Below are 22,903 nucleotides of genomic sequence, written 5' to 3'. Positions count from 1 at the left end.
TATGAAATTATCTAAATTTAAAATGCTAGGATTATCCCTGACGTTATCGGTATTGGCAGGTACGGTCGGTGGACATTCTTCGTATGCAGCAGAAGCGAAAGATGCATTGACACCAGTGAAGCCAGCATGGGGTTATTTTGTAGACAATTACAAAAACAATACGAAAGACAATATGTCTGCAACATCTAATCCGGCTATTGGTGTATTATCTGGATTTGAAAAGTTATGGACACCGGGTGCTACTTGGGATTCAGGTACAGCCGTAAATGCTAAAATCTTAGACCAGAATATTCAGATGGTCATCGACATAGCGAAAAAACGTACAGCCAGTCAAGCTCAAGCGGCTTATCTGGATGATCGTCGTAACCAGAGTTACAGTGTGATCGAAGGTCTAGGTTCGCTTACAGATGTATATCGTAAAGATGCAGGCGCAACGACCACAATTACAGATGTTCCCGCAGATGCGACAACGCAAAAGTATGATGATGGAGGCAACAATGCAGGTGATCCGAACTCTAGCTTGGGTAGTGTTGTAAGTCTGGTGAACAAGTTACGTGGTGATTATTCATCTACGAATCCAGCGAAAAGCTTTTTTAATTACAAACGTCCTTTCCGTTGGGATTCACCAGCGATTGTGATACCAACATTAGTGCCACAGATTAAGTCTGATCCAACCTCAGATGGAGGCTTCCCGAGTGGGCATACCAATGCAGCCTATTTAAGTGCTTTTGCAATGGCTTATGCTATGCCTGAACGTTATCAGGAGTTACTGACTCGTGCTTCTGAACTTGGTAACAACCGAATTGTTGCAGGAATGCATTCTCCATTTGATGTAATGGGTGGACGTGTGATGGCAACGGCTTTGTCGGCGGCTATTTTGAATGATCCAGCAAATAAAGAATTGAAGAAACAAGCATACCAACAAGCGCAAAAAGTATTAATGACGCAAACAGGAACAGCGCCAGATCGCTTTAGTGATTACAAAGCCAATAAAAAAATGTATACCGAGCGCTTAACGTACCAATTCCCGCAAGTGTATGCCAAAAACCAACCGATCGCTGTACCTAAAGGGGCAGAGGTATTATTAGAAACGCGTCAACCGTATCTAAGTGATAACCAGCGCCGAGCCGTATTAGCAACAACAGGGATTCCATCTGGTTATCCTGTATTGGATGATGCTGAAGGATGGGGACGTTTGAATTTATTTGCCGCAGCGGATGGTTATGGCGCATTTATGAGTAATGTTACGGTAACGATGGATGCTTACAAAGGTGGATTCAATCAGGAAGATCACTGGCGTAATGCTATCGCAGGTAAAGGCGGTCTGATCAAAAAAGGAACAGGTACTCTTTATCTAGAAGGTAAAAATACATTCAGTGGAAATACAACGGTTATGCAAGGCACACTCGAAGGAACAACAGCGACAGCATTTGGACGTGGAAATGTCACCAACCAAGGCGGTACACTTGCTGAACAAACAGCTGGCATGTGGACGATTGATGGTGATTTCAAACAAACACCTAAAGGTACACTGGAACTAAATATCGGGAGCAAAGCCGATCTTTTGAAAATCAAAGGAAAAGCTAGTTATAACGGTAAGCTACAATTGAACTTTACTAATAACTATATGCCTGCTAACGGTATGAAGATTGTGATCAATAAGAAATCTGTACAACATGGACAATTCTCGTCGATGACAACAACAGGATTACCTAAAGGTTACAGCATCAAAGCGATCTACAGTAATACCAGTGTGAAATTAAAAGTGAGTAAAAAATAATCTGCTATCGTGCATATATTGCTAAAAGTGAAGCCATCTTATAGATGGCTTTTTCTTTATACTTTTTTGCATTTTACCTCTTATGGTGCAAGTCATTCTTATATTGAAGTCGATGCTCATATATCCTATTTAACATTTCGCTTTACTTCATGATCTAATAGTTCAATGTCTTCTCCTTGTTGCTGACGAAGACTAATATTTTCTGTGCCCCATGCACACATCACTTCGACAATAGCATTGGCTGTTCTGCCGTATGCTGTTAAAGAGTATTCAACTTTAGGAGGCATTTGCTGATAGACGTATCGACTTACTAAGCCATCTTGTTCAAGTTCACGTAATTGCTGAATCAGTACTTTTTGCGAAATACCTTGAATATTACGTTGCAATTCACTAGTACGCATTGCATCCGATGCCATTAACAAACAGATGATCAACGCTTTCCATTTTCCGCCGATAATTTCAAGGGTGGCTTCTATGCCTAGATGATATTGTTTCATTCTTCATTTCCTCCGTTTGAGCTCATTTGCTTGTAGTTATTGAGCTATATAAGCCTATCGATCATAAGCTTGATTCTTTATTGTTACATCAGATCGTAGATAAAGTCTATACACACTTTAAAGTAAGTACATGACTTTATTGTGTGTATTTTCTTTTGGGTCAAGCTATATCATAATGGCAATATTCTCACATCACGAAAGGAAATTATATCGTATGAAAACATTGATTATTTTAGCACACCCGAATCTTGCAACATCCAAAGTGAATAAACGCTGGCATCAGGAATTACTTCAACACCCGGATCAAGTGACGATTCATCATTTATATCAAGCATATCCAGATTGGAATATTAATGTGGCTCAGGAACAACAATTACTGGAAGCTCATGATCATATTATTTTACAATTTCCATTCTACTGGTATAGCTATCCGCCTTTACTGAAGAAGTGGTTCGATGATGTCTTCTCATATGGATGGGCATACGGATCAGCAGGGGATAAGCTGAAAGGGAAAAAGATAGGCTTAGCGATGTCTATTGGAGATAAGCAGGAAAATTATGATCCAGAAGGTTCGGTTACTTTTACAGTAGAACAACTAATCAGTCCGTTCCAAGCAAGTATGCAGCATGTAGGAGCGATAGCATTGCCACACTTCGCTATGTTTGGGGCATCTTTTCAAGCAACAGACCAACAAATTGATCAAAGTGCTAAAAAGTATATTGACTATATTGTTGAGTATCAGAGTTAACCTAATCGTAAAAAACGTATCAAACATAAGCTTGAGTAGAAGTAGATTTATCGAAATACGACCTTTCACCACATAAGACATGTTTACTTGTAATGATTGTTTTCATTAATTCCTTTTACTAATCTTTCTATTGATTACCTATATCTATAAATCTTTTCTTGTATAAAAGGCTTTAGCCGTAGACGTTCAAGTGTAACGTTGGTATTTCGGTTAAAGTCTTTTTTTGTTACACTCAGAATAACGATAAATAAGAGGAGTCACACATCATGAATATTAACCAGATATTTGACCAATATTCGCTCGGGATTTACGCACTGATTGCAGTAGTTATTCTACTCATCATTATACTCACGATCAAAAGCATATCTCGCAGAAGAGCTAGAATACGCCGTCAACAACTTGATCCATACCGTATTACTATGCAGGATATTGACCAGATGGAAGGATCAGAATTTGAACGATATTTATATCGCTTGTTTACTGAATTAGGATATGAAGATACATACAAAACACAAAGCAGTGGCGACTTTGGGGCAGATCTAGTTTTTACCGATCGAGAAGGAATACGTAATGTACTACAAGCCAAATGCTATGCCGAACATAATAAAATTGGTTTGAGTGCTGTACAGGAAATTTATTCATCCATGCGTTATTATGAAGCAGAGAAGTGTATCGTATTAACATCTTCTTATTTTACCAAAGCTTGTGAAACACTTGCCGGTGTCAATGCCGTCACATTACTAGATCGCAATGATCTGATTCAACTGATTGAAGATTTCAAATCCAATGATCACGAAGAAGCTATGAACATCATCGAAAGTGAACCCCAGATTCTATTATCTCCGTGGAAACAAAGCACAAACCAACGACAATCTCAGCGCACACGTAAAAGTAGATAAAAAGGCTATCTTCCCTAATAAGGAAGTAGCCTTTTTTTAATTCGTTTTAATTCACTTTATATCCTTAAACCTCATTAAAGAAATAAAACCCAACACTCTTATAGTATTTGTAATTTTATAAACCCTAAACTCTAAATAATAAATTATAAATTATAAATTATAAATTATAGATTATAGATTGTAGATTATAGATTGTAGATTCTTAAAGGTTTTAAAAATGATCAACCCCCACCAAACGGAGGGAAAAGAATCGTGCTGAAAGAGCGAAGCGCTCGCCTTTAAGGACAGATATCGACTGCCTAGCAGTCCATCAAGATATCTGTCCTTAACAGCGACGACAAGAACGATTCTTTTCCCGCAGTGTCCCACTCCCATTCATTACAAATCGTTTGCGCATCATAGTTGATTTTATTTCTCCCGCTCCACCATTTCTTCCTCTGTCGCCATCAGATCAGGAGGAACAAGCGCTTCTGTTTTATCTTTTCCAAAACGAATAAACACCCATACGCCAAGTAAAATCAATACGCCAGCACCCAATTGAATCCCTGTTAACGATTCTCCTAGCAACCAGAAAGCCAAAAGAGAAGCAAAAACAGGTTCACCCAATACCGCCATAGACACAGCACCCGCGTTCATATATTTCAAAAGCCAGTTAAACAAATAATGTCCGAACAATGTGGGCACAATTGCAAGTAACCAGAATACACCCCAGTCTTTAGCTGCGTATCCGGTAAACGGAATATCATGAAACACATTGTAAAGTGCCATCACACTACCTGCGATAAAAAACACCCAGAAATTATAAATCAAAGCTTCCATATGAGAGCGGATATGCTTACTGATTAGCATATGTATAGCTACAGCAATTGTACCCAGAAACGATAAAATATCACCTTGTAGCGCTGTTCCCGACAGAGCAAAATCTCCCCACCCAATAGCGACTGATCCCAGCACCGCCATACCCATACCGATAATCATAAATCGATTGGTACGTGTACGAAAAAGGAAATAAGAACCGATGACCACCATAATAGGCTCAAGTGTCAAAATAACAGTAGAACTAGCAACGGTCGTTAAACGTAACGATCCCATCCAAAGTAGAAAATGAAGTGCAAGCATCAACCCTGATATACCTAGCATCAGCCATGTTTTGGGCTGAATCCGAAATAGTTCTTTGCGGTAACGAATCGCAAGCGGTAATAACAGTAAATTGGTGAAATACAATCGGTACATTCCGATCACAGATACTTCAGCATCTGACCACCGGATAAAGATCGACGAAAAAGAAATAGCTATAATGCCAATAACGTAGAGAAGTTCTAGAGGAATAGCAGGACTCTTAGAGGTTGCATGTGAATTCATAGGTGCGCTCCTAAATATAAGTATAATCATGTACATATTTTAATAAAATTATGCCTTCATGATTATACTCTATCCCTGATTAGCTGGGAATGATTACTCGAAAATCTTCCTATTGACAACAAAAATACCCTTAAGAACTAGTAAAAAAGAACCATTAATTTCTATTTTTTTAGAAAAATAGGTCTAAAGATAACAAACTTAATATATTGATATTTTACTATTAATTTTTATATACGCTTTAATATCAATGTATTATAGGAATTTTATTAAAAAAGTATTAAAAATAGAACTAGTACTTTTATACTAAAATAAAAACATTTTTAATCCTTTTTCGACAAAATAAGGTATCCGCACTAAACGGAGGGTACTATCATGCAGGGGCATATAACCATTTTTACGGATCATATCCGAAATATTGACTACGAAAATGTTATTTATTTCTATGAAACGTCATTTTGTAACCATCCAGATGAATTGGAAGTTTACGAAACCGCACGTTGTTGTGTAATTGCGTATACAGATCCTGAACGAACTGTTCACACGGCTAATCAGATCAGACTGTATTTTCCACAAATGGCGTTATTGTTAATCACTGATGTATCGCAGCCAGTTAGTGACCGACATCTAGTGCGTATTACAGGAGTAGGGCGATTACGGTTGTTGTATTGGAAAGAGAATCATAGTGAAGAAATGTTGTCTGAAATTCAAAGTTTATTGTATCCCGAATATCCAGCTAAAAGTCCGCATATCGCTTTTATTTTATCGGTATATAACGAAGAAGAGCGATTCAGTCATGTACAAAAATTTGCTGAACGATTACAAAAATTTATTCGAAGTCATCTAGTGGAAGGCTCTATTTATGTGATTGATGATGGAAGCTTGGATGGGACACAGCTTTTGTTAGAATCATTAGAAAATTCCACGAGTATGGTGATCAATCGAATCAATCGTAATGCCAGTCCATTATTTAAAGCACAGCAGTTAGAGCGGAATACACGCAAAGCTGGAACGTATTTAGAAGGTATGCGCACGATTGAAGCTGATTATTATGTATTTGTAGATGCGGATGATTCTTTTTTTATTGAAGATATTGCCAAAATGATCAATGTGGTAAGGCAAGGCTATTACGATGTGGTAATTGGAACCAAAGATATGACGGCTGAAAATCGTTCTTTTGTTCGTTCGATGGTGAGCTTTTGCAAACGACAGATTTGTCGACCATTTTTACCATCAGGTGTGATTGATTCGCAGACTGGTCTCAAAATTATGAGTTCTGTTGCTGTCAAACGAATGTTTCCTCATCTGAAGCAAGAACTTGGACTTGCAGTTGATCTAGAAATGATGTTTATTGCCAAACGATTACAATTGCGTGTATTACAGATTCCTGTCAAATGTATCGACCGTGAAGGTTCACATATTGAAGTGTGGAAAGATTCAGTTCGCTTTTTGCGATCTTTAATCGATATCTGGCGACTGGATCGGCGGGTGCGTTAACGTGATTCGTCGGATAAGACCTATGCTTTTTCCTTTTTTTAATGTATTGCTGAATGGATTCAACTTCTTCTTCCATATCGCTGCCAGCTGGTATTTAACAGGGACTGCTTATGGACAAGCAAATGCGTTACTGGCTTTATTCGCTTTATTGTCTGTTCTAGGATTATCAATTCAATTATTAACAGCTAAAGTGGTCTCAAAAGAAGATCGTACATTGTCGCTCAAGCAATTACCTTTAGGTTCATTGTTAATCAAAACACCGATTATATTGAGCTTTACTTCATGTATTATCCTGTTGATGCTGTTGCCTGTATTACGTTCTGTACTTGGTGTAGATTCCGGTTCTTTATTGTTACTCTACATACTTGTTTTCTTGCATACGATTGTGAGTATGACCCGTGGTGATATGCAAGGCAAAGAACGTATGTTAGCACTAAATATAAATTATTATATTGAAGTGTTAGGGAAGCTGATTGTCTTTTTTATACTTGCTGTTTTGGGCTTTACATTAGCAGCTGTTCTGATTGGTAGTTGTGCAGGCATGTTATTCGCTTTAATTCACGGTTGGATATATAGTGTGCGGCAAAATACAGCGCTCTCGGTCACAGCTGGGAATTCAAAGTTATCAGGGATTTGGAAGTCACTCGGTCAAGATTTTACAGATAGCTTGATGACCAATTTATTCGTTTTATTTTTTATTTCAATCGATATGATTTTTGTACAACATTACTTTCCCGTACAAAGTAGTGGTTATGCAATTGCTTTGAAATACAGTCAGCTCGTCTATTACGTTTCTTATAGTCTCATTGCTGCCTTTATTCCCAAATTAGGCGCTAATGGCGACAACAAGCAAGGTTTGCGTAAGTTGATTGGAATCTATAGCGTTCTAATGATCTGTGCAGCGATTGGTGTGTATATCGGAACTACTTTTATATTCCCATTATCAATTCCGTTGTTATTTGGTGAAGCTTACCAATCGGCAGAACAATATTTGGTATTAGGTGGTTGGGTGTACTGGTTATTCTCGATTGTGCTCTTTTTTGTTCATGTTCATGTATTAATCGGTCGACGCAAATTTATGTGGGGCATGTTAGCAGGGGCGGCTGCTTTATTGATTTCTTTTGGATGGTGGCATCAAAGCCCGCAAGACTTTTTACGTGCTGAACTGTGGTTATATAGCATTTTATCTATTTATTTTATTATTGATGCGTGGTTTTATTTATATTCCAAACAGACGTTGCCAGCACAACAGAGGCAACAACATGATCCAACTATTTTGAATTGAAGGAGCAAGATTATGGATTCTACTTATGTAAAAAAAGATCAAATTACTATTTTACTGTTATCATGGCGTGATATTCGCTCTCCAAAAAGCGGAGGAGCAGAAATTTTCACTCATGAAATGTTAAAACGTTCACAACAGAGTCGATATCGTTTTATCCATTTTGCTCCTCAATTTGAAGGTTTACCTGCTGAAGAAGAGATCGATGGAGTGACTTATATTCGTCAGGGCAATATCTATAGCGTTATCGGTCATGCGATTCGTTATTATCGCCAGCATCGCAATGAAATTGATTATGTAGTCAATCAATCCAACACACATCAATTTTTTACTTCATTCTGGGTAGAACCTGCAAAGCGTATATTCTTTATTCACCAGTTAACACGTGAAATCTGGTATGAAAATGCTAGCTTTCCACTGAATCATATTGGTCATGCTTTAGAACCCTGGATGCTGAAGTTAGCTCAAAAGGATCAGACAATCACAGTATCGCCTTCGACCCGGTATGATCTACTGCAATTAGGATTCGATGCGAAGCGTGTTCATTTATTACCAGAAGGCATTGAGTTCGAACACTGGCAACCCGAGCAGTTTTTGCCTAAAGAAGCTCAACCTACTTTTATGTATGTAGGACGATTTGTAAAATATAAAGGGATTGATCTGGTATTCCAAGCGTTCGGTGAATTGAAAAAGAAATTTCCGCAAGCTAAATTATGGATCGCTGGTCGTACCAATCAAGAGTATGTGCAATGTGCGTTATTGCCAATCATGAATCAATATGGATTAACCTATGGTGAATTGGATGATCCTGAAGTGGATGTGATTTTTCACGGATTTGTGTCGGAAGAACGTAAGCTTGAATTGATGAGTCGTGCTCAAGCGTTAGTCTTCCCATCATTGCGTGAAGGTTGGGGGCTTACGGTTACTGAAGCGGCGGCTGTCGGTACACCAAGTATTGTGAGTAATTCACCAGGACTTGTCGATGCAACCGATTTTGGCAAAGCAGGGTATCTCTGCTTTCATGGAGATGTAAAAGGGTTGTCCGAGCAAATGGAACGTGCAGCTATGGGCGGAGAAGATTATGCAGGGATGCGTAAGCGTGCATATGAGTATGCGTTAAAGTTTCATTTCAATCATACAGGAGCTGCATTCGATACGTTTGTAGATCATTTGGTAAAGGAGGCACAAGAGCATGAGCAAAGTCGTCATTCTCTTCTCCACGTACAATAATGAACAGACGGTGGTCGCTTGTCTGCAAAGTTGTATGAGTCAGGAGAATCATCAGTCGCTTCATATTGTTATTGCTGATGATGGCTCTAGCGATAACACGGTGCAGGTGATACGTGAGTTAGCTGAAGAGAGTATTGTACCTATGACTGTATTAGAATTACCGCATGGTGAACGTGGTATAGCACGGGTAACAGCGATTGCAGAAGCGCAGCGATTACATGCTGATTGTATACTGGTGATCGATTCCGATATGATTCTGGCAAAAGATCTGGTCAGTCAGTGTGTATCGTTTTTGGATAGTCATCCTCAGGTGGGAGCACTTGTTGTCCCTGAAGAAGCCTATTCGACAGCGACTAACTTCTTTTCCAAAGTCAAAGTATTTGAACGTAATGTCATTAATAATGCAGGAGAAACATTAGGTAAGCGTTCGATTGAAGCCGCACGATTCTGGCGCATGAATGCATATGAGTCAACTGGTGGCTTTAATGCCGATCAGATTGCTTTCGAAGAAATTCAGCCGACACTACGTTATGTAGAAGAAGGCGGAGATATTCGCCGTGCTGTATTCACACGTATTTATCATGATGAAAAGCAAGTATATCTTAGCGATATATTACGTAAAAAAGCATATTATTTTTCGGTTATGGATCAGACTATTTCTTCAGAAGAAGGCGGATTTCGTAAAGCGTTAGAACGATGGTACTTTTTCCGTCCTGTCTTGTATTCACGTGCGAATAGACTTCAATATTTGCGTCATCCGTTGTTAACTGCCGGAATGTGTTGGATGTATATTTGTCTCAGTGTGCTCGGGGTAACTGCACTACTAAAAAGCAGTTCCCATTCTACCCAATCTACACCTCTTAATGAAAATAAATAACACGCAATATCGTATCTTTAAATACTAATTGGTGAATCGTGCAAATATCACTCGTATAATGCTCAAGTTCTTGCCGTGCAATATATACATCATGTGCAGCAAGATGAATCCCATCATGGACAGGATGCAGAAGCGACTGTCCTACCGGATACATTTGATTCATCGAGTGATGATTAGCCATAACCAGATGATTATGATTGATCAGTACATACGGTTGATCTGTTATTTTCATCATATCTGTAATAAATGCCGATAAATGATTAGCGAACTGTTGTTCAGCATGATAAGCGAATAGATTTCGTTCAGATTGCTGTAACGCTTCGTACAGAATGTTTTTAAGTGTTTCTGTCAGTTCTAATGGCTTGGTTAGAAATTTGAAAATACCTACCTGATTGATAGCAGATAGCATTGATTGAGTATGTAAATGACCGGATAAAATAATACGGACAACATGAGGATAATCTGCTTTCATCATTGTTAAAAAAGCAAGTCCGTCCATACCGGGCATTAACAGATCAGATACAACAACATCAATAGGATGTTGCTCAATAATGCGTAGTGCTTCTTTAGGCGTATTTGCCATATGAATGTGAAATTTTTCCTCTTCTAACCAACGCTCTAGAATCGTTAAGACCATCTTATTATCGTCAACAAACAGAATACTTTGGGTTTTCATAAGCTCTGGATAACTCCAATCATAGGTTCAGAAATGAGGAACTACATGTATAATATCAATGTTTTGGCATTTTTGAAAGATACTAGTGTGGCGTGTGAACTACGCTTATTCTGTGAACGATTCAGTTCAGCCGAGCATGCACTCTGGGAAAAAGGGATGCATTTATTTCATCAATATCAAGGGAATCAACATGCTAATCTGACATTAACAGTCTCTCAAGGACTTAAACATATGGATGAACAATACGATGTATATATCGTGAATCTTCGCGAGTATACCGAAGAAGAATTGGATCTTCTGTATATCGCGAAGCATTGCGAACTGCTACTCCTCAGTAATGGAGAACCTGAAGATGCGGCTCGCTTTGCCGCGCTTCAGCGCCGAACACCGCGCTTATTATGTGCACGATTACCATTAGCCAAATTTGAATTGGAATGTCTAATGCAAGCGATTATTCACCGCTTGGAGCAGAATAAAGGAGAGGTACGGCAATGAAAGGTTGGGCATTTGTCAGACCAGCATGGCAACGACTGATTCTATATACCGTCGTTATGGGTATTGTAGCGCTGTTGTTATTTGCAATCCAGTGGTTCGCTGTTCATGAGTATCAGCTTCAGATCACAGAGATTAACGAAAGTCAGTTGCAAGATATTGTGCAAGCGACTTCAACCAATATGAACAATCAATATCAGACATGGCAAGTGGAATTGAATGAACTTGCCGCTACTATTGGTAAAAATATATTGGATAACAGCAAGCGAGCGTATACCAGTGGAATTACACGTAACCCCGGCGAATTTTATGTGCTTACCAATCAATATGAGATTATAGGCGGTCGTAACAATACCATTATGCAAAGTGCTGTTCAACAAGTACAAACGTTACAAAATGGCTGTGGAATCACAGGATTTACAACCGAAAATAATCAACCTGTCCAATATATGATTTGCCGTATCAAAGGAACCGATCAAAATGGATTTGCTGTGCGTGCTATTGATACATCAATGTTGAGTCAACGGATCATTGCTGATTCTACACATTACGAGACTTTAATTTATAACGAAGAATTCAAAGTAGTCGGCTCTCATAATGCAACAGATATCGGTAGAGTCGATATTACAGCAGTTACCAAAAAATTACTAGACGGTAACACAGGGATCATCGAAGATAACCATATTAAATATGGTATCGGGTTCAGTCGCATTAATGATGACCATGCTCTTTATGTCGCTGTACATGAGATCAATAATGATACGGCTCAAAATGTAAAAGCATTTCGCAATCAAATGGTGTTGATCTATATCCCTGTTTTTTTGATCGCAGCGATAGTGATGGTGTTTTACCGCAGACGCGTGATTAAAGACAATACAGTGAACACTCAAGTTCGAGATCAGCGTCGTGAAGAAGATTTGCGTCAACAGCAGGATACGTATTACTTGCCGATGTTGCAATCGATGGAAGAACAATTGCAAGAATTACAGAATCGAACCACCCGTTTAACCGGTGGCGATGATCTGAAATTACTGGGTTTCTACAACAACTTAGCAGACAATCTAGAAGCATCAGCCAGCCGAGGCGATTCTGCTTCACGTGCAGAACTTGAATTTTTTCGAGAGCTCAATCAGAACTTTACTCAAGGACGATTGAAGCAAGAATCTTATATTGCAGAGCTTGCCGTATCTGTGCAGGAACTTCGTGAAGAGTTAGAGCAGAAGATGCATGGTGCAGCAGGTATTAATTTTACAGATATGAATGAAGTGATCACAGAATCGTTGAAATGGGCAAATCGTGCTCTTGATATGAAAGGGATCGAAGTGGTCGTCAAGCAAGAACCTGTATCTCCAATAGCGGCGCAGTCGGCGATGTTATATCGTACGATTCAAGGATTGGTTGAAAATGCAGTTGTAGCCATGGCTCAGCATTATGAAGCACCTCCTGATGTGAGTGAACACGGTGCTTTTGCTCCAAGATCGAAGCGAGTGAACAAAACACTTAAAGTCAGTTCTCTGATGGATGAAGAAGAGATTCTAATTACGATTGAAGACACTGGCGGAGGGATTGATGATAAGATGCGCTGGAACTACTTCCAGTCTGATTATTCTCAAAATAATAATGCCGATACACTCAGTCTGTATCATATGGATGCTTTTCTGAAAACGATCGGTGGACGACTCAAATTACGTAATACAGATCGCGGACTGCAAGCGATTATCCAATTAAGACGTTGATGGATGATAAATATAAATAAGCGAAGAAAGGAGGCTGTCACATGAAAAAATGGATCGAGATGTATCGTTATGATCTGGTCGCTGTATTGATTATGCTGGCAGCTATCCTTTTATTTTTGCTTCCAATTTACAGTTCAGGACAGATTGTATTTAGTGATATCGCTTTTGGAGCGACTTCTCATCGTTATTTGGAAGAGATTGCAGGAGTATGGAATGAACGCTGGTCAACATCTACGTTATTTAATGCACCACGTATCCTTTATATTTTACCGTTTTATTTATTATCACTTGCTTTTGGCGAAAGTGGCCCGGTTTTGCTCAAGTCGTTTATTACGGGCTTGTTATTTATATCTGCGTTCTCCATGTATGCTTTTGCAAAGCGTCTGGTCAGTGTGTACTATTCACCTAGTTTTACTAAAACACGTATTTTTGCGATTGTGATCGGAGCTTTATTTTACGCGCTGAATCCGTGGGTAGTGTTTCGTATTCAACATATCTACTTATTGTGTGGATATAGCCTGTTTCCTTTAGTATTGCGCTTTTTCTTTAGTAGTTTTGATCCGAAGTTTCAGAAACAACAGATTTATCATTACAACCTACATAAGTTATATCAGCGTAATTGGATCGATCTTTTTATGTTAGCGGCTGTGTTTACAGTAAGTGCTGCTGCGATTCATTATTTCTTTTTTGGAATGATTTATCTAGCATTTTTTACCGGTCTGTTATTAATCAAATTAACATGGACGTATAAACAAAATGGTTGGGGATTTTTGAAATTGTTGTATCTTAACTTTGCTCGTAAATGGCTTATTTTTGGTTGTTTTTTTGGATTGTTAAGCTTTTACTGGTTGTCCTTGTATATGGGAAGTATTCTTATGGATGCGCAAGCGTCACAACATAATATCAATGTGGTCGATACCTTATCATTATTCAGTCGTAACAGTACGCTCAAAAATGTGGCTTATTTACTTAGTTACTGGTGGCCTATGTTTCCTTTATCCAGTTTACCGCTTATTTTCTATATCGGCGGTGGATTTCTGTTATTACTGATCGGCTATGCAATGGTTACACGTTCACACAAAAATCCGATTATTTTGATTTTTACTTTGCTAACTTTATTCTTTTTAATTGCTGCTACTGGAACGACATTTCCTTCGATTGCTGGATTTTTTGTCATTTTAGTAACCAAGACACCTGTAATCGGTTCTGTATTCCGTGATCCGAATAAGTTTATCGGTTTGATTGCTTTGAATTTTGGTGTGTTGTTGACGTTTGGGATCATTCAGCTGATTGAATGGTTCGGCTCGTCACGATTACAACGTATATTCAAACATACTGCTTTTGTTGCTGTAGTGGTATGTCTGGCGATTTATGTTACACCTTTACGGACTCAATTTGTAGAAGGGTATTATAAGCCTGTGACAGTACCCACAGAGTATGCCGAAATGGCGAACAAATTAACCGATCCTGATCGCTATGATAGCAAAGCGTTATATTTCCCCATTGCAGATAATATGATTCAAGGTTTTAACGGGGTAGCCACACCTTATTGGAATAAAGGTGAGACATCGATGCAGAAAGCAACAGGTGATTTCCAAGTCTATTCTTCGCCCAAAAATACAATCTTTCACCATGAAGGTAATGATCCGAGTATTACGTATTATATGAACTTTTTGCAGTATATGTTGGACAATGGATTAAGTTCAAAAATGGGTTCATTGTTTTCAACGTTTGGTATCAATCAACTTGTCTATCATAACGAATATGAAGGACAGGAGAAGCGGCAACAATTCCAGTTATCCATGCTGGAAGATCAAGCAGGATTGAAGCGCACCTACCAGAATTCGATCTTTTCGATATTCCAATTGGATCAAGCTCCTGAATATATGAATATTTTGCCTGCCAAAGTGATTACGCCTTATGGATATAGTCGACTGGAAAGTTATAGTCATCAGCCCGGCTTTAATTTCAATCAATTTGGAGTGTTGTTCAGTACACTTAATCCCAAGCTGGATACGATTCAGACGGTAAACAAAGGTGATTATGTAGAAGCTTCATCATATAACGATTTATTTTTATCACAATTACCAGAAGAAGATTATTTACGCCCATTTGATGCGATTGAAGATGGTAATGCTTTTCTAAAATGGTCCAAAACATTTGCTTCAACGAATGATTGGCTCTGGTATCTGTCCTCACAAAATATTAAAAACTTTTCATTTGATATGGAAATGGATGCAGGAATTGCTGTCACTTTTGCCAGTGAAAAATTAGATGTACAACCCTATCAGATGAGTAAGCTTGAAGGACGAACAGTCGTCGATTTTGATTCATTATTACGTACTGAAAAGTTTTTTACACCTGATAATCCGCAAATGTTCAGTGTACAGGCGAATCCATTAGATGAGTTAAATGATGTGCCTACACTACACGGAGAAATTATCAAAGGAGATGCCAATAATATCTGGCAAGTTGCCAAATCTGGCATGATCGAAGCCAAAGAAAACAATCCTTATCAATTCAATATCACCGCTTCAGGTCGAGGCACGAATAAAATGCATGTCAAAATGAGATTTTACGATGAACATATGGATGAACTTGGAGTGAGTTATGTCGTTGCTCCTTCGGAAGAAAATAACTTTAACGGTGTTAATTTCTACGGGGAATATGTATCACCACCGGGTAGCAAATGGATGCGAATTGATCTGTTAACTCAACAGCGTCCGGAGCAAAAAAATTACTGGTGGATTCATGATATTCAGTTACTTGATCTAGGGCAATATCGTAAGCCTAATACATTTACAATGCACAAAAAGTTAGATCAAGAGCAGACAGCTCATGTATACGCTCGGATATTTATGAATAAGCAAGGTGGAGAATTGGTATTTGGGATGCCTGATAAGCAAGTCAATATCAATACCCAACATGAAGGTAGTAATCAATTTGAATGGATTGACTTGGGAGAGCATCATTTCCCTGCGGGCGATTCAGCGATTACAGTGAATAATATTAAAGGCTTCAATGCAATCAATCTACTGGCTGTTGTTCCAACCGATCGAGCGGATCAATTATCATTCCCTGTAGAGCAAGCAGTGAAGCGAGGTAAGTTATTTTTCACTCTAGAAGCAGAGAATGATTTTGCAGGACAGGGCAATACGCAGACCGAACGTGCTTTTCCTTTATTAAGTATGGGAAAAGGAATCAGTTATCAACAAGGAACATTGCAGAAAAAAGTAGATATTCTCAAAACAGCAGAGTATTCGACATCGATTCTGGCAAATATTCCTTCAGGCTATCAAGGAAGCTTGACGATGAAATGGATCAATCAACAAACAGGAGAAGTCATTTCTCGCAAAATAGCAAGCGATCAAGTGTATACCCGATCAACCGATCCAGACACGATCAAAAATACAGTGATCGAAACGTTACCAGATCAAGATGGATTTGCCAAACAAAAGTTAAGTATTCCTCATTTACTTCGTAATTATGGACGTATTGAATGGAATCATTTACTGCTAACCAAAGGCACGTATCAATTGAAATTGGTGTTGGATAGTCAAGTGCCGTCGCTGACCAATGAGCAAGATCTTCACTTGATGAAAGCGGATGAAGTCAAAGTACTGCCAAGTGAAGAGAATAATGAAAGTTTACTTCAGAATACGTCAGCAGAATGTATGACAGATATTCAGCCCGGACAGACACGCAAAGTGATATCTAAAAATGGGATCACGATCCAGTATGCCCCTAGTTACTCTTGCGATTGGAATATTTATGCTTCTCAGAAAATGAAAGCTGAACCATTGGAAGAATATTCAGTCACTTTGGATGCTGTGTCTCAACAGATCAAACAGCGTCATATGAAATTAGTCTTCCTCAATGCTAATTCTCAAATTCTACAGACTACCTATATCAATGAAGTAGAAGAAGAGGATAAAAACAAGTGGAATCATTATGATCAAATCATAAAAGCGCCAGCCGAAACTGCAATGATGCAGTTCCAAGTGCTGGCGCATGCGGATCAAAAAGTAAAAGGTTCTTTTCAAATGAAAAAATACTCCATTATTCCGTATAAAGCGATGATTATGGTCGATCAATTCATGTTATTTGAAGGTGAGGATATCAATCAGTTCTTTACAGTTCCTACTCTCAAAGCAACAGTCCAAGCGACTCGTGAGAACTCGATGGAACGAAGCTTCATCTTGAGCAATCCAGCGCATGATCAAGTATTGATTCGTGAGACTGAATCGCCTAATCCACTCTGGGAATTCCGATTAAACGGAGAGACTCAGCGAGCCAGACTGGCTGTTAACGGAGTCACAACCGGATTTATCACCGAAGGAAACGGAAGTGGAACAGTTGTTATTATTCTTGCTTCTGCTTACCGGATAGGCTGGATACTATTTGCAATAGGTATTCTAGCAGGTATTGCTTGTATTCTTCCTTACCAGCGCTGGAAAAAGCGAAGGCAACGACGGTAATAAAATGTAAAATGATGTGCTTTTCGTTACATTACGTATTTGTATCCTGTACCCCAGACGGTGCGGATATGCTGAGGGTTTTTGGGATCGCGTTCTATCTTTTTGCGTAAGCTGGAAATATGTACATCAATGGTACGATCCAGATAAGCGCGATCTCCTCCTTTAATACGATCCATCAATTCATTGCGGGTAAATACTTTACCTGGATAATTATAAAGTTCTTTCATAATCGCAAATTCAATATGTGTCACTTCAACTTCTTGTTCTTCTACAAACAGACTGTGACGATAATCATTCACAGAAATACGACCTTTTTTGTCTTTCGAAACATTGACTTTAGGTTCATTAATAATGGTCGGGCCACTTCGACGTAATAAGGCTTTGATCCGAGCATCCAGCTCTTTGAGACTGAATGGTTTACACAAAAAGTCATCTGCACCATTATCCAGTGCTTTGATCCGTTCATTCAGCATCGTATTGGCAGATATCATCAATACAGGTACGGTAGATTGTTTGCGGATTTGACTGACTAATTCACTTCCATCCATATCAGGAAGCATAAGATCGGTTACGATAATATCGGGTTTGAAATGAAACAACTTTTGAATAGCGTCTTTGGAATCATGAATCATTTCGGTAAGGTAACCTTCTTCTTGAAGAAAAAATGCAATCATATCTGCCAGACTTTTCTCATCTTCAATAAGAAGAACTTTAATAGACATCGCTGTCACTCTCCTGTATGAAAAATAATAGGCTTGTTGAATATCTCCCTTTTCCTATTCTATACCATGTTTAATAGGACAATATTTAAATACCATGTATAGAATAATCAAGAACAGAATTTCAATAAAATAGTACTATTTCATTTTTGAATATAATGAAAGTAATCCAAATGTTAAAAAAATGCGAATCAATTAGCATGAAATTTTATACAGAAAAGAGAACTTTCTTAAAATATACATGAGAAAATGGAATAGGACTATAGTATCATTCGACTCTTTACATTTATTTTCGGCATAATCAGTTAAAATGAACAGTTTTTTAAGATTTACTACAATTTTTTTGGAAGAAGGTTTCATATATGCGCATGATATTGTTGTCCGGTGGGTCAGGTAAACGTCTGTGGCCTTTATCGAACGTTAATCGTCCCAAACAATTTCTTCCCGTTCTTCGCCATCAAGGTCAGCCTGAAAGTATGCTTCAGCGCATATGGCGACAATTACAAGATGCAGGGCTATCCGAGCAAGCTTATTTTTCGGCTAGCGGGCATCAAGCTGACTTGATTCGAGGACAAATTGGTATAAATGCTACCATTATCGAAGAACCTGCGCAAAGGGATACTTTTCCAGCAATCGCTTTAGCAGCTTCATATTTATATCATCATGCCGGTGCCAAACGTGATGAAATGATAGGAGTTATGCCAGTAGACGGTTATGCCGGTGATGAATTTTTTGAGCATTTGCGTAAGCTTCCATCTATCTTAGAGAATTCTGGTGATGACTTAGTTCTTATGGGTGCTTCTCCTACCGAGCCTTCAGACAAATACGGATATATTGTACCATTGTTGTCTGATATGGTGGATAAGGAATATTTTGGTGTTTGTTCATTTATAGAAAAACCAGATGTTATCACTGCCCAATCCTTAATACATAAAGGGGCATTGTGGAATTGCGGTGTATTCGCATTTCGCTTAGGATTTCTGCTAGATCATATGGATCATCAAGGATGGAACTCCAATTATAATGATTTACTAAGCAATTATTTGTCGTTACCAAAAACAAGCTTTGACGTAGCTGTTGTAGAAAAAACAAGTCATATATCAGTATTACCGTTTAATGGAGAATGGCGCGATCTGGGAACATGGGACTCTTTAATTCGTGAAATGGATTTTGATGTCACGGGTTCAGGATACATTTCTCCGTTATCTGATAAGACGCGAATTATCAACGAATTAGATATACCCGTGAGTGTATGGAATGTGCCAGGTATTATCGTGGTTGCCGGACCTGATGGCATATTAGTTACCGATCGGGAAGATGCAACAGGCATTAAAGATATGGTCGGGCAAGTAGAAATTGCCCCACGTTTTGAAGAACGATTCTGGGGAAAACAAACAATTCTTTCTCATCGTAAAGATGAAGGTGGACTTGAAACAGTGACTAAACGTGTAGTCATCACGTCAGGTAGATCGATTAGTTATCATGAACATAAGTTACGTAAAGAAGTATGGACTATTGTATCAGGTATAGGCAAGATTTGCCTTGATGGAGTCCTAACTATAGTATCTCCAGGTGATGTGATTGTCGTAGAGCCTGGGATAAGACATTATATTAGCGCTTCAGAAGGCGAACTGGAATTTATTGAGTCACAGATAGGGAAAGCTGTATCGGAGACTGACATTTTTAGATACGAATATCCTGGAGTGAATCCAGATCTTTTGTTATCAGAAGGTCTTTCGGGTTAACCTGCTGTCCGTGGTAGAAAGGACCGTTAGTCATGAAATACAGAATACTTCTTTGGTTCCGATCGCCTTGGATTGGAACAATCATCTTAACGATCTTGGGCATAGCAGGTAATTATTTTAAATGGGATTTATCTTTAAATTTACGATTTGCACTTGGCAGCGCAGCACTTTTGATTATTTTTCGTCTCTACGGATTACGATTTGCTGCGCCTGCTTTACTCGCTATAAATATACCTTTTGGATTTGGCGGGTCTTATCTTTTCATGACCGGCTTGTTTGGCTTGGAAATTTTGTTTTTGTACTTTTATTTTAAGTGGTTTAATAAAGGTATTTTGTTTAAAGGTGATCTTTTATTCTGGGGATGTATCGGACTCCCTTTAGTATTCTTAATGTACCAGTACCGTCTTGATGAAATGGGAATCAAGATGATGACACTGGTTATTCTGGAACAAAGTTTTAACAGTATTATCAATTTATTGATCGCTTCGATTTTGTTAGAAAGTATTATAAGTCGTATCAAAATAGATATTAAGCCTACGTATACGATTTCGTTGGGGCGAATTATTTTTAAGTATTTAATTGCCTTTGTTATCTTTACGTCATTGCTATTATTGACCGTTAGCAGTCATCAGCAATTTCAAGATATTCGAGGATTGTATTCTTCGTATTTGGAACGTTCTTCTTATATTTATAAGCAAGATATTGAAGGTAGTTTTTCGGATATGCGTACAGTCAAACCGTTAATGAATAAATATAAAAAAAATTTCTATATTGATTCTGTTCTGGTTAGTCCGTTAGGTTCGTCCATGTACAGCACACTAGATAATAAGACAACAAAACAACTCGTTCAAGATGGAAGTTATGAATCGTTGATGATTAAAGAAACAGCAGACGGAGCAAGAATTTTTCATCATTTTCCGTTAAATCGGTTAACCCTGATCGAGAGATGGCAGGAGTCGTACTTTGTTATGGATATTCCACTAAATCATAATTATCGATTACTTTTAAAATTGACAGCGGCGTTTTATTTAGAACGTATTTATATATTTTATATTCAGAGTATTATTACGATTCTGATCGTTATTGGTATTGCGATTTTGTTAGCACGACCGATTAGTCGCAAAATTACCAAACCTTTACTGGAATTAGCCAAAGCGTCTAACAATATTCCACGTAAATTGGTTAAAGATACGCCTATTGATTGGCCTAACAGCAATATTTCCGAATTTCATGCGTTGATCGAGAACTTCAAATTGGTATCGCTTGTGTTGGAGAATCAGTTTTTGCAAATTCAACGGGATAAAGAAAATCTAGAAATTCGTGTAGTCGAACGTACTTTTGATCTCGCTGAAAGTGAATCACAGAAAAGGGCTATTCTCAAATATGCGATTAACGGTATTATTTCAACCGATCATCAGATGAAAATCACAGAATTTAACCCTGCGGCAGAGCAGATGTTCAAGTACAGTCGTGAACAGGTCATTGGCAGGCCTTTATCAGATCTATTGGTTATCGACACAAGTCAGCAGGAAGACTCCAATCATTCTATTACAGCGATACGTTCGGATGATACGCCTTTTCAGGTGGAACTGACACGGAGTGAAATTTTGGCAGAAGAATCTTCTTTTCAGACTTTCTTTGTACATGATTTAACCCAGCAGGAAAAAGAACGTGCACAGCGCCATGAGCATGAACGTCAATTAGAAGCACTTAATGATCGCTTGCGAGAAGAGCAGGGTGTAGCTGAAAAGCAGAAAAGTATTACAGGGAATCTACTTGAATCGGTACAAGAAGGTATTGTGATGTGTGATTCGAAAGGAATCATTTCTTTTATCAATCCTACGATGTTATCGCTATTCAAAATCAAAGATTATACCGGCTACTCGGTACAGCAATTGTTACATCATATTGAAGATCAACTGATTGAAGGCACATCATCATGGATTGAAAAGTTAGAACAATTCTTAAATGGTGAACCTCATTGGAATCAAGGCGAGCTTGTATTGCTGAAAAATGAAAAGATTTTATCGCTTTATGTCACTCCAGTGACCGATACCGTGCAACAGATTGAACATGGTGTTATTCTTGTTTTTCGGGATCGTACAGAAGAAGAACAGGTCAAACAAATGCAAAATGAGTTAATTAGTGTCGTTTCTCATGAGTTGCGTACTCCTTTGTCAGCGATGATGGGATATATCGAAATGTTAATGATCTATCAGGATATGTCGATTGAGAAAAGACATACTTTTATAGAAACGATTCATCAAGAAGGGCAACGATTGTCTCATTTGTTAGATGATTTCCTCGATATTCAGCGCATCGAAGCAGATCATGCCGAATATCATATGACGTATATTCCTTTATATGAACTGTTACAAGGAATCTGTCATCAATGGAATCCAGATTCGAGAGATCGTATTATTCTTCATCATGAAGGGGTCGATGAAGTCTTTATTACTGGTGATCATCATCGTTTAATTCAAGTTTTTCAGAATCTAATCAGTAATGCGCTTAAATATTCATCTGCTGAATCGCTTGTTCATATTGTGATTGAAGAATTACCTCATCAGATTCGTGTATCTATAGAAGATTCAGGAATAGGTATTCCTGTTGAAGATCAAGCTCGTATTTTCCAAAAATTTTTCCGAGCAAGTTCTGCGTCTGAACATCAAATCAAAGGAACGGGGCTTGGATTATATATTACGCAACGAATTGTTAACGATCATAAGGGTGAATTAAGTTTTGTATCGAGACCGAATGAAGGTTCTGTCTTTTCTGTTCTTTTACCGAAGCCCAAAAAGAATGATTCTGCACATTCTATCGAATAATACGTTGTCATCTGTTTCATTGTTCTGTCTGCTAGGGTACTTACAATAGGAAAACAGATA

Annotated in this window: 16 protein-coding genes; 12 read left to right on the top strand and 4 right to left on the bottom strand. The window is 38.3% G+C overall.

The window, feature by feature from the left end; all coding sequences use genetic code 11:
- Position 1 precedes the first annotated feature (1 nt).
- Entirely contained in the window at positions 2-1,780 is a 1,779-nt protein-coding gene (locus PO903_RS21265; RefSeq protein ID WP_273594491.1) for an acid phosphatase, read from the top strand.
- Between the two features lie 125 nt (positions 1,781-1,905).
- Here the strand turns inward: PO903_RS21265 and PO903_RS21260 are convergent, their stop codons facing one another.
- Positions 1,906-2,277, bottom strand: coding sequence for a winged helix-turn-helix transcriptional regulator (locus PO903_RS21260; RefSeq protein WP_137220840.1), 372 nt, complete (start codon positions 2,275-2,277; stop codon positions 1,906-1,908).
- Positions 2,278-2,491: 214 nt separating this feature from the next.
- Between PO903_RS21260 and PO903_RS21255 the strand changes: the two genes are divergently transcribed.
- On the top strand, positions 2,492-3,025 hold the full coding sequence (locus tag PO903_RS21255; protein WP_273594490.1) for an NAD(P)H-dependent oxidoreductase: 534 nt from the start codon (positions 2,492-2,494) through the stop codon (positions 3,023-3,025).
- A 266-nt stretch (positions 3,026-3,291) separates the two neighbouring features.
- Positions 3,292-3,924, top strand: a complete 633-nt coding sequence (locus tag PO903_RS21250; protein ID WP_137220836.1) for a restriction endonuclease — start codon at positions 3,292-3,294, stop codon at positions 3,922-3,924.
- Positions 3,925-4,332: 408 nt separating this feature from the next.
- Here the strand turns inward: PO903_RS21250 and PO903_RS21245 are convergent, their stop codons facing one another.
- Positions 4,333-5,286: a DMT family transporter gene (locus PO903_RS21245; RefSeq protein ID WP_273594489.1), complete on the bottom strand. Its 954-nt coding sequence runs from the start codon at positions 5,284-5,286 to the stop codon at positions 4,333-4,335.
- Between the two features lie 372 nt (positions 5,287-5,658).
- Here PO903_RS21245 and PO903_RS21240 point away from each other — a divergent pair, with 372 nt between their 5' ends.
- The 4 genes from PO903_RS21240 to PO903_RS21225 are packed head-to-tail and all read left to right on the top strand — an operon-like array spanning position 5,659 to position 10,169.
- Entirely contained in the window at positions 5,659-6,780 is a 1,122-nt protein-coding gene (locus PO903_RS21240; RefSeq protein ID WP_273594488.1) for a glycosyltransferase, read from the top strand.
- A 22-nt stretch (positions 6,781-6,802) separates the two neighbouring features.
- Positions 6,803-8,065, top strand: a complete 1,263-nt coding sequence (locus PO903_RS21235; RefSeq protein ID WP_502921657.1) for an MATE family efflux transporter — start codon at positions 6,803-6,805, stop codon at positions 8,063-8,065.
- 12 nt (positions 8,066-8,077) lie between these two features.
- Positions 8,078-9,292, top strand: coding sequence for a glycosyltransferase family 4 protein (locus tag PO903_RS21230; protein WP_069329899.1), 1,215 nt, complete (start codon positions 8,078-8,080; stop codon positions 9,290-9,292).
- Positions 9,255-10,169: a glycosyltransferase family 2 protein gene (locus PO903_RS21225; protein WP_273594486.1), complete on the top strand. Its 915-nt coding sequence runs from the start codon at positions 9,255-9,257 to the stop codon at positions 10,167-10,169. The genes PO903_RS21230 and PO903_RS21225 overlap by 38 nt, the downstream gene beginning before the upstream one ends.
- Here PO903_RS21225 and PO903_RS21220 read toward each other — a convergent pair.
- Positions 10,153-10,845, bottom strand: a complete 693-nt coding sequence (locus PO903_RS21220) for a response regulator (RefSeq protein ID WP_069329897.1) — start codon at positions 10,843-10,845, stop codon at positions 10,153-10,155. The two genes, PO903_RS21225 and PO903_RS21220, sit on opposite strands and share 17 nt — an antisense overlap.
- A 45-nt stretch (positions 10,846-10,890) precedes the next feature.
- Here PO903_RS21220 and PO903_RS21215 point away from each other — a divergent pair, with 45 nt between their 5' ends.
- The 3 genes from PO903_RS21215 to PO903_RS21205 are packed head-to-tail and all read left to right on the top strand — an operon-like array spanning position 10,891 to position 17,551.
- Positions 10,891-11,340, top strand: coding sequence for a hypothetical protein (locus PO903_RS21215; RefSeq protein WP_069329896.1), 450 nt, complete (start codon positions 10,891-10,893; stop codon positions 11,338-11,340).
- The gene (locus PO903_RS21210) at positions 11,337-13,073 is read left to right on the top strand and encodes a sensor histidine kinase (RefSeq protein ID WP_273594485.1); all 1,737 of its coding nucleotides are present in this window, start codon (positions 11,337-11,339) and stop codon (positions 13,071-13,073) included. The genes PO903_RS21215 and PO903_RS21210 overlap by 4 nt, the downstream gene beginning before the upstream one ends.
- Positions 13,074-13,114: 41 nt before the next feature.
- Positions 13,115-17,551, top strand: coding sequence for a polysaccharide biosynthesis protein (locus tag PO903_RS21205; protein WP_273594484.1), 4,437 nt, complete (start codon positions 13,115-13,117; stop codon positions 17,549-17,551).
- A 26-nt stretch (positions 17,552-17,577) separates the two neighbouring features.
- Here PO903_RS21205 and PO903_RS21200 read toward each other — a convergent pair whose 3' ends face one another.
- The gene (locus tag PO903_RS21200) at positions 17,578-18,273 is read right to left on the bottom strand and encodes a response regulator transcription factor (RefSeq protein ID WP_069329893.1); all 696 of its coding nucleotides are present in this window, start codon (positions 18,271-18,273) and stop codon (positions 17,578-17,580) included.
- Between the two features lie 359 nt (positions 18,274-18,632).
- On the opposite strand from PO903_RS21200, the gene PO903_RS21195 reads away from it, so the two are divergent.
- A complete protein-coding gene (locus PO903_RS21195) occupies positions 18,633-20,015 on the top strand; it encodes a sugar phosphate nucleotidyltransferase (RefSeq protein WP_137220820.1) in 1,383 nt (460 codons plus the stop codon).
- Positions 20,016-20,047: 32 nt separating this feature from the next.
- Entirely contained in the window at positions 20,048-22,843 is a 2,796-nt protein-coding gene (locus PO903_RS21190; protein ID WP_273594483.1) for a PAS domain-containing sensor histidine kinase, read from the top strand.
- Positions 22,844-22,903: the final 60 nt, after the last annotated feature.

The organism is Paenibacillus sp. PK4536, from assembly GCF_028594455.2.
GTDB lineage: Bacteria > Bacillota > Bacilli > Paenibacillales > Paenibacillaceae > Saccharibacillus > Saccharibacillus nuruki.
The sequence above is the reverse complement of the archived record's forward strand: the minus strand, read 5'-3'. Positions and strand labels throughout refer to the sequence as shown.